Source organism: Bradyrhizobium sp. WSM1417 (genome assembly GCF_000515415.1).
Classification (GTDB): domain Bacteria; phylum Pseudomonadota; class Alphaproteobacteria; order Rhizobiales; family Xanthobacteraceae; genus Bradyrhizobium.
Map to the genome: position 1 here is coordinate 4,956,564 of NZ_KI911783.1, position 13,216 is coordinate 4,969,779.

General features: G+C 63.9%; 13 protein-coding genes. 2 read left to right on the plus strand and 11 right to left on the minus strand.

The genetic code is table 11. The features are described 5' to 3' along the window. Window positions 1-33 precede the first annotated feature (33 nt). From BRA1417_RS0124100 to BRA1417_RS0124115, 4 genes are all read right to left on the minus strand, one after another. Complete coding sequence (locus BRA1417_RS0124100; RefSeq protein WP_027518005.1) at window positions 34-1,641, minus strand: sulfite reductase subunit alpha; 1,608 nt, start codon at window positions 1,639-1,641, stop codon at window positions 34-36. Continuing rightward, a complete protein-coding gene (locus BRA1417_RS0124105; RefSeq protein WP_027518006.1) occupies window positions 1,638-3,419 on the minus strand; it encodes a NirA family protein in 1,782 nt (593 codons plus the stop codon). Before BRA1417_RS0124105 ends, BRA1417_RS0124100 begins: the two co-directional genes overlap by 4 nt. A gap of 332 nt (window positions 3,420-3,751) precedes the next feature. Continuing rightward, window positions 3,752-4,915 (minus strand): CmpA/NrtA family ABC transporter substrate-binding protein, encoded by a 1,164-nt coding sequence (locus BRA1417_RS0124110; RefSeq protein WP_027518007.1) that lies wholly within the window; start codon window positions 4,913-4,915, stop codon window positions 3,752-3,754. Beyond that, window positions 4,912-5,502, minus strand: coding sequence for an ANTAR domain-containing response regulator (locus BRA1417_RS0124115; RefSeq protein WP_007610503.1), 591 nt, complete (start codon window positions 5,500-5,502; stop codon window positions 4,912-4,914). The genes BRA1417_RS0124110 and BRA1417_RS0124115 overlap by 4 nt, the downstream gene beginning before the upstream one ends. Window positions 5,503-5,613: 111 nt before the next feature. Between BRA1417_RS0124115 and rimO the strand changes: the two genes are divergently transcribed. After that, window positions 5,614-6,939 carry a 30S ribosomal protein S12 methylthiotransferase RimO gene (gene rimO / locus BRA1417_RS0124120; protein WP_027518008.1) on the plus strand — a complete coding sequence of 442 codons (1,326 nt, stop codon included), beginning with the start codon at window positions 5,614-5,616 and terminating at the stop codon, window positions 6,937-6,939. A gap of 77 nt (window positions 6,940-7,016) precedes the next feature. Here the strand turns inward: rimO and BRA1417_RS0124125 are convergent, their stop codons facing one another. The 4 genes from BRA1417_RS0124125 to BRA1417_RS0124140 form a co-directional block, all read right to left on the minus strand. Next, window positions 7,017-7,460, minus strand: coding sequence for a carboxymuconolactone decarboxylase family protein (locus tag BRA1417_RS0124125; protein WP_027518009.1), 444 nt, complete (start codon window positions 7,458-7,460; stop codon window positions 7,017-7,019). Continuing rightward, window positions 7,393-7,824: a MerR family transcriptional regulator gene (locus tag BRA1417_RS0124130; RefSeq protein ID WP_027518010.1), complete on the minus strand. Its 432-nt coding sequence runs from the start codon at window positions 7,822-7,824 to the stop codon at window positions 7,393-7,395. Before BRA1417_RS0124130 ends, BRA1417_RS0124125 begins: the two co-directional genes overlap by 68 nt. Before the next feature lie 125 nt (window positions 7,825-7,949). Beyond that, window positions 7,950-8,897 carry a hypothetical protein gene (locus BRA1417_RS0124135; protein WP_027518011.1) on the minus strand — a complete coding sequence of 316 codons (948 nt, stop codon included), beginning with the start codon at window positions 8,895-8,897 and terminating at the stop codon, window positions 7,950-7,952. A 79-nt stretch (window positions 8,898-8,976) separates the two neighbouring features. Further along, window positions 8,977-9,177, minus strand: coding sequence for a hypothetical protein (locus BRA1417_RS0124140; protein WP_027518012.1), 201 nt, complete (start codon window positions 9,175-9,177; stop codon window positions 8,977-8,979). A 119-nt stretch (window positions 9,178-9,296) separates the two neighbouring features. On the opposite strand from BRA1417_RS0124140, the gene BRA1417_RS0124145 reads away from it, so the two are divergent. Further along, a complete protein-coding gene (locus BRA1417_RS0124145; RefSeq protein ID WP_027518013.1) occupies window positions 9,297-10,493 on the plus strand; it encodes an acetylornithine transaminase in 1,197 nt (398 codons plus the stop codon). Between the two features lie 94 nt (window positions 10,494-10,587). On the opposite strand, the gene BRA1417_RS0124150 is transcribed toward BRA1417_RS0124145, so the two are convergent. The 3 genes from BRA1417_RS0124150 to pcsA form a co-directional block, all read right to left on the minus strand. After that, the gene (locus tag BRA1417_RS0124150) at window positions 10,588-11,562 is read right to left on the minus strand and encodes a quinone oxidoreductase (protein ID WP_027518014.1); all 975 of its coding nucleotides are present in this window, start codon (window positions 11,560-11,562) and stop codon (window positions 10,588-10,590) included. A 74-nt stretch (window positions 11,563-11,636) separates the two neighbouring features. Then, the gene (locus tag BRA1417_RS0124155) at window positions 11,637-12,374 is read right to left on the minus strand and encodes a TerC family protein (RefSeq protein ID WP_027518015.1); all 738 of its coding nucleotides are present in this window, start codon (window positions 12,372-12,374) and stop codon (window positions 11,637-11,639) included. Beyond that, window positions 12,371-13,138: a phosphatidylcholine synthase gene (pcsA, locus tag BRA1417_RS0124160; RefSeq protein WP_027518016.1), complete on the minus strand. Its 768-nt coding sequence runs from the start codon at window positions 13,136-13,138 to the stop codon at window positions 12,371-12,373. The genes BRA1417_RS0124155 and pcsA overlap by 4 nt, the downstream gene beginning before the upstream one ends. Window positions 13,139-13,216 lie beyond the last annotated feature (78 nt).

Here is a 13,216-nt window from a genome sequence, read left to right on the forward strand (position 1 = left end):
TGGAACCGGCTCGGATGACCCCTAGGACGACAGCTAGTAGACGTCAGCCTGGAAGCGGCCGGTCTTCTTGAGCTCGGCGACAAAACTGACGGCTTCGTCGGTCGAGCGCGCCCCGAACTGGGCGACGATATCGACCAATGCGCGCTCGACGTCCTTGGCCATGCGCTTGGCATCGCCGCAGATGTAGAGATGCGCCCCCTCGGCGAGCCACGTCCACAGCTCGCGGCCGACCTCGCGCATGCGGTCCTGCACATAGAACTTCTTCTCGCCGTCGCGCGACCAGGCCAGCGACATGCGCGTGAGCAGGCCCGAGGTCTTCATCGCGTTGAGCTCCTCTTGGTAGAAGAAGTCGCAATCGCTGCGCTGATGGCCGAAGAACAGCCAGTTCTTGCCGGGCGCACCCGTCGCCTTGCGGTCGAACAGAAAGGCGCGGAACGGCGCAATGCCGGTGCCGGGGCCGATCATGATGATCGGCGTCTTCGGATCCTGCGGCAGGCCGAAATTGTGCGCCTTCTGCACATAGACCTTGAGCTTCTCGCCCTCCGCGATGCGCTCGCCAAGGAAGGTCGAGGCGACGCCGATGCGCTTACGCTTGCCGATCACGTAGCGCACGGAATCCACTGTCAGCGACAACTTTCCAGGCGTCGCATTGTGCGAGGACGAGATCGAATAGAGCCGCGGCTGCAGCGGCTCGAGCGCCTCCACGAAGGCTTCGGGATGCGGCCGCGTGCCTGAAAACTTCTGCAGCGCCGCCATGACGTCGAGCGTGGCGGCATCGCCATCGGGATCTTCGCCCTGCGCCAGTGCCCGCGCCCTCTCGCGCTGCGCGCCGCCGGTGATGAACGAGAGCAGCTCGAACAACGTGTCGGGCGCCGGCGACAGCGAGACGTCGTCGATCAGCACCTCGCGCAGCGTCTTGCCGTTGACCTTGGTGGTGTGGGACGCGCCAAGCAAGGCGATGACCTGGTCGACGAGACCGAGCTCGTTGCGCGCGAACACGCCAAAACTGTCACCGACGACATAGTCGAGCTTACTCTCGGACAGATCGAACTCGACGTGATAGGTTTCCTTCTCCGACTTTCCCTTGTTGAGAAGACGGCGCGACAGGAAGGTCGCCGCAACAGGGTTGTCGCGCGAGCGGCCGGGCTCGGCGATAGTCACGGTCACGGCGGGGGCCGCGACCGTGTCTTGCTTGTCAGCCGGCTTTGCCGCCGGCGCCTTGTCCAGCTCTTCGTGCAGCGACTTCAGCATCCGCGCGGTTTCCTTGCCGCCGGGGACACAAAGGTTGAGCCGCGCTTCACTGCGGCTCGCGATCGCCTCCGAATAGTCGTGGCAATTGTAGCCGCACTGCCCGCAATCCTGCTGCGCCATCGCCGCCATCATCTTGCGCCGCACGGGGCGCCCTTCGGCGAGCTTCATCCGATCGGCGATCGGCATGGTCTGGTCGTGCCATGGCGCTTCACCGTCGTCGCCGTCACCGGCTTGCATGACAGCGGCGCCCTGCTCGGCCGACAGCGGCGCGGCTGCCTCAGGCGACAGCAGCCCGGCAAAAAAGCCGTTCAGCCAGGAGCGTTGCGCGTCGGAGAACGGGGCGCTGGTGGGAATGATGTCGAGTTTGGGTGGAGGGCTGATCTGGTTCATGCGGACACCTGTGCATCGGCAAGCTTGCGCAGCGTTTCGCCGTCATGGCGGCGCGCAAAGGACAGGAAGGTTTCGTCGGGAGACGAGCGATGTGCGATATAGGCCTTGAGCAGCCCTTCGACCGTCTTCGGTGCGTCTTCGGCCTTGAGGTCGTGGTAGACCTCCTGCCCGACGTCGGCGTCAGGACCGAAGCCGCCGCCGGTGAAGAGATGATAGCCCTCCACCGTGTCCTCCTCGTTGACGGGCACGCGCGCCCCGATCAGGCCGATGTCGCTGATGTAGTGCTGGGCGCAGGAATGGTGGCAGCCGGTGACGTGGATGTTGACCGGTTTGTCCATCTCGACGCGCGGCTCGCACCAGTCGCCGATATCGGCGGCGTGGCGCTTGGTGTTGGAGGCGGCAAAGCGGCAACCGGCATTGCCGGTGCAGGCGATCAGGCCGGCGCGAATGTGGGACGCCTCGACCGCGAGCCCGATCTGCTTGATCGCCGCGACGGCGAGCTCAACATTCTCGTCGCGCACCCCTGATATCAGCAGGTTCTGCCAGACGGTCAGACGGATTTCGCCGTCGCCGAGGTCCCGCGCCACCTTGGCGAGGCCCCGCATCTGATCGCAGCTGATCTTCCCGAGTGTCAGCGACACGCCGATCCAGTTGAGGCCGTCCTGCTTCTGCTTGTGCACGCCGACATGCGCCATGCGGTCCGCGGCCGGCCGTGGCGCAAACGCCTCTTCCGGCACGCGCGTGAATGGGGTGTTCAGCCGCTCTTCGACCAGCTTGAGGAAATCCTCATGGCCCATCGCGTCGAGCACGTATTTCAACCGCGCCTTGTTGCGGTTGGTGCGATCGCCGTGCTCGATGAAGACGCGCACGATGGCGTCGGCAACGGCAGTAGCGTCTTCAGGCTTGACGACGATGCCGGAATATTTCGCAAAATCCTTGTGGCCGGTGATGCCGCCGAGACCGAGCCGGAACCAGATTGCGGGCTCGACGCCGAAACCGTCCTTCACCTCGACCGCCGTGAAAGCGATGTCGTTGGTCTCTTCGAGCACGGCGATCTTGCCGGCGCCGTCGAAGGCGACGTTGAACTTGCGCGGCAAGCCATACAACGAGCGATCGTTCAGGATGTGGTAGTGCCACTCGCGCGCATAAGGCCGCGTGTCGATCAGCTCCTGCGGATCGATGCCGGCCGTCGGCGTTCCCGTCACGTTGCGGATGTTGTCGGCGCCGGAGCCGCGCGAGCACAGGCCGAGGTCCTGAATGCCCTCGATCAGCTTGACGGCGTTCTTCGGCGGGATCTCGCGAAGCTGCAGGTTGGCGCGCGTCGTGACGTGGCTGTAGGGCCCGCACGTTTCATCGGCGAGGTCGGCAAGGCTGGCCAGCTGCCAGTGCTTCATGATGCCGTTCGGAATGCGCAGACGGCACATGTAGGAGTCCTGCGTCGGCGCGACGTAGAAGATGCCGTAATAGCGCCAGCGGAAATTGTCCGCCGGGCTCGGCGGCGTATTCTCGAGCGCCTGCTGGCGGAGACGCGGATAGGCATCGAAGGGATGCTCGTCGCGCTTGACCTTCTCCTGGTCGGCGAGCTTCTTGCCCACGGCGATGACCTTGTCCTGCGCCTTGATGTGCACGGCATCGGGACCGGTGGGCTCCGCGTTCGCCTTGCCGGCGCCGCCGCCGAGACCGCGACCGACGCGACTGATCTGCAGACCGGTCGTGAAGCCTTCGAGGTAGCGTTTCTGGTCGTCGGTAAAGTCGACTGAGACGGTGTCGATTTTCATGGTCAGTAACGAAGCTCCTGCGGCCACCGGGGTGGTATCGACGGAAAGTGCACGACCCGCGAGGAACTCGGCTGGCTCGATAGCCGGCTGTGCACCCAACGGTCCGATCAGCTTCGTTGCTGGGGACTTGGCGCAGCGGGCATCTGTGACAGGCTGGCCGCACTGCAACATTCAAGTTGCGTGCCAGCTTCGACGAAATGAAAATGTGGGGAGTATCAGGTAGTTAAGAGCGTATCGGGGAACTCAGGCCTCTGGAACTCTTATGAAATTCGAGCAGTCGGCCTAAAATTTAGACTCGGATCGCGAGCGCTCAAAAACGATGCAGACCCGAATCACGTCTTCCAGCGGCCCACCTCGAAGGCTTCAAGATGCCCCCGAATATTGGCGGGATCGAAAGCGGGGCCGGCGAATGCGCCGAATGCCGCGGGGGCCTGGGCGGGCGGCCGGCGGCCGAGGGCGCCGTCGTAGAGATCGGGCCTGAACACGGCCATCGCCGTCTTGACCCCGTCGGGCGTTAGCGTCGTCTGCCCCCAGCGTACCATCTGCGCGTAGAGCCAGGCGGCCTGGACCGGATCTGGGCGCCCCGCTTCCTCGCGTCCCACCAGAAGGTAGCTGCCGCTCTCGCGAAAGGTGCCGTCCGGCGAAATCTTGAGGCGTCCTGTGAGGGTGCGCTGGATGACTTCGGCATCGACGCCGATCCGCTCGGGCTGCGCCAGGATCTGCGCCGCTTCGGTCCGGTTTTCCGGATGCTCGATGAAGTCGGCGGCTTTTACCGCCGCGCGCACCAGGCTGGCGACCACGTCCGGATTCTTGTCGGCCCAGACCTGGCGGAGCGCCAGCACCTTCTCCGCCGCATGGGCCAGGATGTCGGAGACGAAATGCAGGATGTGGCCGATCCCGAGATCGACCGCGATCGAATTCCAGGGCGCGCCGACGCAGAACGCATCGACATGACCATTGGCGAGACTGTCGACCATATAGGGCGGCGGCAGCACCACCAGCCGCACGTCCTCGTCGGGATCGACGCCGGCTGCCGCCATCCAGAACCGCAATTGATAATTGTGGGTCGAGAACGGGAAGGTCATGCCGAAGGTCAACGGATCGGCCCCCGCCTTGCGCCGCTTGGCAACCACACGCGCCAACGCTTTTGCCGTGGCGAGCGGATCGAAGCGGTCGCCGTCGATCTCCTCCATCAGCGCGGCATGAAGCGCCGGCGACACCGTGATCGCATTGCCGTTGATGCCGAGATTGAAGGGCGCCGCGATCGGCACCTTGACGTGGCCGAGACCGAGTGAGGACGCAATCGCGACGGGCGCGAGCAGATGCGCGGCGTCAAACAAGCCGATATTGAGCTTGTCGCGGACGTTGGACCAGGAGACCTCGCGGACCAGCTCGACCTCGAGCCCTTCGGCCGCGGCAAATCCCTTGTCGACCGCAACGATCAGCGCTGCGGCATCGACCAGCGGAATGAACCCGATGCGGAGGGGAGCGGTCATTTCAGCATCTCCGACGCGGTGATGATTGACTGGGCGATCTCGCCGATTTTCTTCTTCTCGCGCATCGCGGTGGAGCGCAGCAGCACATAGGCCTCGTCCTCGGTCAGGCCCTTCACCTTCATCAGGATGCCCTTGGCCTTCTCGATGACCTTGCGATCCTCGAGCTGCGACTTGGTACGCTCCAGTTCCTCCTGGAGTTTTGCGAAGGCATTGAAGCGCGACACGCAGAGGTCGAGGATCGGCTTGATGCGCTCCTTCCTCAGGCCGTCGACGATATAGGCGGAGACCCCCGCCTCGACCGAGGCCTGGATCGAGGATGAATCGCTCTGGTCGACGAACATCGCGATCGGCCGCTTCACGGCGCGGCTGACCTGGAACATCGCTTCCAGCACGTCGCGGCTGGGGTTTTCCAGATCGATTAGAATGATGTCGGGATCGACCGCATAAATACGGGCGAGCAGGCTCTGCATCTCGCTGATATGGACGATCTGCGTGAATCCGGCCTCACGCAACCCTTCCTCGAGGATCGCAGCCCGGATCGGGCTTTCGTCGACGATCACGATTTTGGGCGACTGTTCGGCGCTCATTGCTCACTCACCACCAGTGATTCATCCATAGCATGCCCGCAGGCCATGCAAAGGGTTGTAATTATGGGCAATTGGGACTAGCTCAACCCTGTCAATCAGGCAGATTTGGATATGGATCAGACGGCTGCGCCCAAGGTCAGCTTCGTGTCGCTCGGGTGCCCCAAGGCTTTGGTGGATTCCGAGCGCATCATTACGCGCCTGCGCGCCGAGGGCTACGAGCTCGCCCGCAAGCATGACGGGGCCGACATCGTCATCGTCAACACCTGCGGCTTCCTCGACAGCGCCAAGCAGGAATCACTCTCGGCGATCGGCGAGGCCATGGCCGAGAACGGCAAGGTGATCGTGACCGGCTGCATGGGCGCGGAACCCGAGCAGATCGAGCAGGCCTATCCCGGCGTGCTCTCCATCACCGGCCCGCAGCAATATGAGAGCGTGCTGGACGCCGTGCATCGCGCGCTGCCGCCCGCCCACAATCCGCATCTCGATCTGGTGCCGCCGCAAGGCATCAAGCTGACGCCGCGGCACTATGCCTATTTGAAGATTTCCGAGGGCTGCAACAACCGCTGCACCTTCTGCATCATTCCAAAACTGCGTGGCGACCTCGTCTCACGTCCGGCCAACGACGTGCTGCGCGAGGCCGAGCGCCTGGTCGGCGCCGGCGTCAAGGAGCTGCTGGTGATCTCGCAGGACACCTCGGCCTACGGCGTCGATCTCAAATACGCCGAGAGCCCGTGGAAGGATCGCCAGGTCCGCGCCAAGTTCATCGACCTCGCGCGCGAGCTCGGCGAGCTCGGCGCCTGGGTGCGGCTGCAATATGTCTACCCCTACCCGCACGTCGACGAGGTCATCGCGCTGATGAACGAGGGCAAGGTGCTGCCCTATCTCGACATCCCGTTCCAGCACGCGAGCCCCGAGGTGCTGAAGGCGATGAAGCGCCCGGCGGCGCAGGACAAGACGCTGGCGCGCATCAAGCGCTGGCGCGAGCAATGTCCTGACCTCGCTTTGCGCTCGACCTTCATCGTCGGCTTTCCCGGCGAAACTGATGCGGACTTTGCCTATCTGCTCGACTGGCTGGACGAGGCCGAGATCGATCGGCTCGGCTGCTTCAAATACGAGCCCGTCGCTGGCGCCACGGCGAATGCGATCGAGAATCCCGTGCCGGAAGAGATCAAGCAGGAGCGCTACAACGCGCTGATGGCTCGTCAGCAGAGGATTTCCGCACGCAGGCTGAAGCGCAAGGTCGGCACCCGCCAGCAGATCATCATCGACGAGGTCGGCCCGACCGTCTCAAAAGGCCGCTCCAAGGCCGATGCGCCGGAGATCGACGGCGCCGTCTACCTGTCGAGCCGCCGCCCCTTGCGCGTTGGCGAGATCGTCACCGCCAAGATCGAGCGCGCCGACCAATACGACCTGCACGGCAGCGTCGCGGGATTCTGATCTTCCGCTGTCGCGGTCGGTCCAGCGACGAACTCTCCGCTCCCTCTCCCGCAAGCGGGAGAGGTTGCGAGCTGTCGCTAAGCCACAGCAACATCACTCCCGCCGTTCGCTTCTCCCGACGCCTGCTGTTCGTCACGTGCGGTGAACACTTCCTTGGCTGCGAACAGCCCGTTCAGCGCCGCCGGGAAACCCGCATAGACGGCCATCTGCATGATGATCTCCACGATCTCGTCGCGGGACAGCCCGACGTTCAGACCCGCCTCGAGATGGACTTTGAGCTGAGGCGCGGCATTTCCGAGCGCCGTCAGCGCGGCGATCGTGGCGATCTCTCGATCGCGCAGGCCGAGGTCCGGGCGGCAGTAAATGTCGCCGAACGGAAACTCGATCACGTATCGTGCGAAATCCGGAGCTATGTCGGCGAGTGAAGCGACGACCTTTTCGCCGGCACTGCCGTCAATGCGTGACAGGGCCCGCTGGCCGCGATCGAACCGGCTTTCGTCTTGTGTTGAGGCGTGCGTCATTTTCCTTCGTCCTCTGTTCATCGCTGGCATAGCCGGCGATCTTGGTATCAAGGACGAGCAGGCATTCCTGAAGTTCGGCAATCTGCGTGCGCACCTGTTCCCGGTGGACTTCCAGGATCTGCCGCCGGCTTGTGCCAGTAGCGTCGCCTTCATCCCGAAGCGCCGCGTAACGCAACATGTCCCGGATCGGCATTCCCGTGGTCTTGAGCCGCTCAAGGAATGCGATCCATGTGAGGATCGATGCGTCAAAGTCGCGCTGGCCGGAGCGATCCCGATCGGCGTATGGAAGCAGCCCGATGCGCTCATAGTAACGCAGCGTGTGCGTCGACAGGCCGGTTCGTTTTGCGAGGTCGCCGATCTTCATGTGTGCCCGTTCTCGTACTGACGCACGTACAGATACCCCTTCGAGCGCGCTCTAAGTCAAGGGGGATCGAAGGTGCAAAGATTTCGGCGCGCCGGCTGGGCGGCAGCGTCGCGGCACTCCGAGCTTCAAGATCCCGCCAGCCATTTCGGCACCCAGCGCTCCGGCCGCGGCGCGCGGGCGAGATCGGCCTGCGCCTCGGACAGCTTCGCCGGCTCGCCGTCGATGGTCGGGCGCACATCGTATTCGAAGTTCGGCATGACGCGGCCGTCGGCATAGAGCCCGAATTTCATCGCGTACCACAGCCCGAGCTCGGGCTGCGCCTTTCGCATCTCCTCGCGCAGATCGCGCAGCAGAGATTCGATCGCGGCGGCCTCCTCGAACGGCTGCGGTCCGCGCGACAGGACGCGCGCTTCGTATTGCCTGCCGACGATCGCGATCTCGAAGCTCGTCTTGTCCCAGGGCTTCTTGCCCTTCGGCAGATGCGCGGCGAGGCGCCAGCCGAGTTCGGCCATCAAGCGATGATTGGCCCAATAGTCTTCGCGATCCCGGCTCCATTTTTCCATGAAGCCGCGAAAGTCGGGCAGCTCCGAGGGATCGTCGTCGGGCGCGGCCATCTCCCCATTCAGCCGTCCGGTGAGCCATTGCGCGAGCTCGACCGTCTGACATTCGACTTCATCGTGCGGCAGCAGATCGTGCCACGCCTTGTCGAATTGTTGCGACGTCAGTCTTGCGAGCAGGCCATCGAGGCTCGGCGCAAGCAGCTCGTAATGGCCCTCGGACCCAAGCCCCACGATCGGCGGATTGTCGCGGTCGAGACCCGCGCCATACCAGCCGCCAACAGCCGAGCCATCCGGCAGCCGCATGAACAGCGAAAACCTGTCGCGCAACGGACTGCCGTCGACAATCGGAGCGTGATCGGAGAATTGGCCCTGCAGCGAGAAACAGCCGACGCTACCCCAGGGGCGCCCCTCCAACCAGCCGGCGAAGTCCAGCAACAGCGACGGCGCCTCGATCCCCGGCGGAAACGCGCCGCGAACGCTGTCGAGGTCGATCGAATAAGGCGTGTCGGACAAGGCTTAACTATCTGGTTGGTCCCGCCCCTCTTGGTCCGAACCGCCATGCGTTCGGTTCGAACCAATTCGCGTCCTGTGATCACAAACGCGCCAGAGACGTAATGGTTTCCAGGCGCGCATCTTTCACCTGCCCATGCACGCTCGGCGAGTGGTCTGCAAAGCGCCGCTTGACAAGCCCCGCCATTCGCATGTATTGCCGCGCCCCATGATCAACGCTCGGACCCATCAGCGCACCGAAATGCTCCGCCGTCGCTTCCGCGACGATGAGAGGGTGCGCCATGTCCGACGACGCCGCTGAAGCACTGAATTCAGCGTAAGTTTTCGAGAAGGCCGCACCCGCAAGGTGCGGCCTTTTTGCTTTTCGCGCACCCTTTCAACCCGCCCCCAGAGGAGTTCGACATGACCAACGCCACCCATCCGTATGACGCGTTGATGGACATTACCGCTCGGCCCAAGGCCGTGTTCGTCCGCGGCGCCGGTTCCTACCTCTGGGACGACAGCCGCAATCGCTATCTCGATTTCGTGCAGGGCTGGGCCGTCAACTGCCTCGGCCACTCCCCGCCCGCGATCGCCGACGCGCTTGCCGCGCAGGCCAAGCGGCTGCTGACGCCGAGCCCGGCCTTCTACAACGAGCCCAGCCTGAAGCTCGCGCAGGCCCTGGTCGCAAACAGCGCGTTCGATCAGGTGTTCTTCGCCAACTCGGGTGCGGAAGCCAATGAGGGCGCGATCAAGCTCGCGCGCAAATATGGCAGCATCCATAGAGGCGGCGCGTTCGAGATCATCACCTTCGAGGGCGGCTTTCACGGCCGCACGCTGGCGACCATGTCGGCCTCGGGCAAGAAGGCGTTTGAGCCGCTGTTCGAGCCGAAGGTCGCCGGTTTCAAGAAGGCGAAGCTCAACGACATCGCGTCGGTCGAAAAGCTGATCAACGACAACACCGTCGCCGTGATGCTCGAGCCGATCCAGGGTGAATCAGGCGTGTGGCCGGCGTCCGATCAGTTCTTGCAGGAGTTGCGCGCCCTCACCAATGCGCATGGCCTCCTCCTGATCTTCGATGAGATCCAGACCGGGATGGGCCGAACCGGCAAGCTCTTCCACTACGAGCACACGGGAATCGCGCCCGACATCATGACGCTCGGCAAGGGCATCGGCGGCGGCGTGCCGCTCGCGGCGCTGCTCGCGACCGAACGCGCCGCCTGCTTCGAGCAGGGCGACCAGGGCGGCACGTTCAACGGCAACCCGATCATGTGCGCGGTGGGGCTCGCGGTGCTCGACGAAGTCAGCAAGCCGGACTTCCTGAAGGCGGCGACCGAAACCGGCCTGCTGCTCGAAAGCGAGCTGCAGAAGGTCTCGGCGCGGCATGGGCTGGGCGAAGTGCGTGGCCGCGGCCTCCTGCTCGCGCTCGACCTCAAGCTGCCGATCGCACCCGGCATCGTCGCGCAGGCGTTCGAGGCCGGCGTGCTCCTCAACGCGCCGCAGGTCGACACGCTGCGCTTCATGCCGGCGCTGAACGTCACGCGGGCCGAGATCGCCGAGATGATCGATTGTCTCGACGGGATCTTGACCAGGGCCGGCGCGGCACGGCGCGTGGCGTAAGCTCGTCATTGCGAGAAGCGCAGCGACGAAGCAATCCAGACTGCCTCAACGGGAAGATTCTGGATTGCTTCGCTTCGCTCGCAATGACCGTGAGTTACGGCTTCAGGATCGACGCGCCCGTGGTCTTGCGGCTTTCGAGATCGATATGCGCCTTGGCGGCGTCCTTGAGCGCGTAGGCATGATTGATCGGCACGTGCAGCTTGCCGTTGATGACGGCGGCGAACAGCGTGTCGGCGCCTTCCAGCAACTCCTTGCGGGTACCGATATAGTCGTTGAGCTTGGGCCGGGTCGCAAACAGCGAGCCGTGGGTGTTGAGCTCGGCGATCGAGAACGGCGGCACCGGGCCCGAGGCATTGCCGAAGGAGACGAACATCCCGCGCGGCTTCAGGCAGGACAGCGAGCCCGGGAACGTCGCCTTGCCGACGCCGTCATAGACGACGTCGCAACCCTCGTTGCGGCTGATCTGTTTGACGCGCGCGACGAAGTCTTCCTCGTTGTAGAGGATCACATGGTCGCAGCCATTGGCCTCGGCAAGCGCAGCCTTTTCGCGCGAGCCGACGGTGCCGATGACGTGGGCGCCCATGGCTCTTGCCCATTGGCAGGCGAGCAGGCCGATGCCGCCGGCCGCGGCATGGATCAGCACGCGATGATGCGGCTCGACCTTGAAGGTCTTGTGCAGGAGATACCAGACCGTCAGCCCCTTCAACATCAGCACGGCGCCCTGCTCGTGGGTGATGTGGTCCGGCAGCTTGACCAGCCGCTCCCAGGGAATGTTGCGCTCCGCGGTATAGGCGCCGAGATTGTGGTAGTAGGCGACGCGGTCGCCCGGATGGAAATTCGTCACGCCTGGCCCAACCGCGACGACCTCGCCCGAGGCCTCGTTGCCGGCGATGAAGGGCAGCCCCGGCGCCTTGTAGAGGCCGGTGCGGTAATAGACGTCGATGAAGTTCAGGCCGACGGCATGCTGGACGATGCGCACCTCGCCGGGCCCGGGCGCCGGAACATCGACGCTCTCATAGACCAGGGCTTCGGGGCCTCCGACCTTGTGCACACGGACGGCTTTGGTCATCACCTGACCTCCTCTTCTCGCGGGCCAGCGAAAGACATCGCGCCCGCCTTGTCAACTCGACCCGGCTGGACCGCCTAGACCGACGGTTCTTTGCGAGTGTTCCTGCGGTTGCGCTTCGCTAGCACGTTGAAGAACTCGACCGCCGCCGAGAACGCAATCGCGAAATAGATGTAGCCGCGCGGGATGTGGAATTGGAATCCGTCCGCAACCAGCGCGACCCCGATCAGCACCAGGAAGGCCAGCGCCAGCATTTTCGTGGTCGGGTGCTCCGCGACGAATCGCGACACCGGCCCGGCCGAAATGTACATGATCAGGCAGGCGATCACGACGGCCGCGATCATGATCTCGAGGTCCTGCGCCATGCCAATCGCCGTGATGATCGAGTCCAGCGAGAACACGATGTCGATGATCACGATCTGGACGATGACCCAGAAGAAAGCGTTACGAGGGGACTTCCCGCCGCTCTCGCCGTCATCGGCTTCGACCTCGCCATGGATCTCGTGCGTGGCCTTCGCGATCAGGAACAGGCCGCCGCCGATCAGGATGAGGTCGCGCCAGGAGAAGCCGTAACCCGAAAACGAAAACACCGGCGCGGTCAGGCCGATCAGCCAGACCAGCAGGCTGAGCAGGATGATGCGGAAGATCAGCGCCAGTGCGAGCCCGATCTGGCGGGCGCGGTGCGCCTGCTTCTCGGGAATGCGCGAGACGATCACCGACAGAAAGATGACGTTGTCGATGCCGAGCACGATTTCGAGCGCGGTCAAAGTGAGGAGCGCGGCCCAGGCTTCGGGGCTGGTCAACAGGTGCATCATGCGAAGGATCTTGTCAGCCGTATCAATGCGTCGCTGAAGCTGATCCAGAGCGCGATCGCGCAGAGCACGACAGTTACGCCAGTGCCGACGCGAAAGTCCATCTGCAGCGTGTAGAAGGAGAGTAGAGCCCAGATCGCGATCAGCGTCATTGTCAGCCAGCGCAGCCGCACGACGCGCACCGGATGCAGCACATGGAACGGCACGAAGGTCAGCACCACCAGGCTTGCCACCAGCAGCGTCGACAGCAGCGGCGGCCAGTGCAGCAGGAACAGATAGAACGCCGCCGCATTCCACAGCGCCGGAAAGCCGCGGAAATGATTGTCGTCCGCCTTCATGCGCAGATCGGCGAAATATAATGCGCTGGTGACGATGATGGCGATTCCGAGCAAGGGTGCTGCGACCGGCAGCAGCAAGCCGCTGGCCACGATCGCATAGGCCGGCACGAAGACGTAGGTGACGAAATCGACCACGAGATCGAGCACGTCGCCCGACCAGTTCGGCTGCACGTCCTTGACGTTGAGCCGGCGCGCGATCGGTCCGTCGATCGCGTCGATGATGAGGGCGACGCCCAGCCATTGAAACATCGCCGCCCAGTGCTCGCGCACGGCCTCGAGCATCGCCAGCAGCGCGATCGCCGCACCGAACGCGGTGAAAATGTGCACCGAGAAGGCAGCGGCGCGGATCGCGGGCTTGGGCTTCAGGGAATCCTCTTGGCTGTCCATGGCTTCTGCTATCAGAATGACACCGATTTGCACATAAGCCATTGCGGCGCCCGGTCGCACAATTCGTCATAAAATCAGGGAAATATCAGTGGGCTTGAATTTGCCGCGGGGCGTGTCCAA

Bases quoted from the DNA above. Each gene is read 5' to 3' on its own strand.
- BRA1417_RS0124150 (WP_027518014.1), bottom strand. From the start codon at position 11,562: ATGACCAAAGCCGTCCGTGTGCACAAGGTCGGAGGCCCCGAAGCCCTG.
- BRA1417_RS0124145 (WP_027518013.1), top strand. From the start codon at position 9,297: ATGACCAACGCCACCCATCCGTATGACGCGTTGATGGACATTACCGCT.
- rimO (WP_027518008.1), top strand. From the start codon at position 5,614: ATGGATCAGACGGCTGCGCCCAAGGTCAGCTTCGTGTCGCTCGGGTGC.
- BRA1417_RS0124100 (WP_027518005.1), bottom strand. From the start codon at position 1,641: ATGAACCAGATCAGCCCTCCACCCAAACTCGACATCATTCCCACCAGC.
- pcsA (WP_027518016.1), bottom strand. From the start codon at position 13,138: ATGGCTTATGTGCAAATCGGTGTCATTCTGATAGCAGAAGCCATGGAC.
- BRA1417_RS0124130 (WP_027518010.1), bottom strand. From the start codon at position 7,824: ATGAAGATCGGCGACCTCGCAAAACGAACCGGCCTGTCGACGCACACG.
- BRA1417_RS0124155 (WP_027518015.1), bottom strand. From the start codon at position 12,374: ATGATGCACCTGTTGACCAGCCCCGAAGCCTGGGCCGCGCTCCTCACT.
- BRA1417_RS0124125 (WP_027518009.1), bottom strand. From the start codon at position 7,460: ATGACGCACGCCTCAACACAAGACGAAAGCCGGTTCGATCGCGGCCAG.
- BRA1417_RS0124105 (WP_027518006.1), bottom strand. From the start codon at position 3,419: ATGAAAATCGACACCGTCTCAGTCGACTTTACCGACGACCAGAAACGC.
- BRA1417_RS0124110 (WP_027518007.1), bottom strand. From the start codon at position 4,915: ATGACCGCTCCCCTCCGCATCGGGTTCATTCCGCTGGTCGATGCCGCA.
- BRA1417_RS0124115 (WP_007610503.1), bottom strand. From the start codon at position 5,502: ATGAGCGCCGAACAGTCGCCCAAAATCGTGATCGTCGACGAAAGCCCG.
- BRA1417_RS0124140 (WP_027518012.1), bottom strand. From the start codon at position 9,177: ATGGCGCACCCTCTCATCGTCGCGGAAGCGACGGCGGAGCATTTCGGT.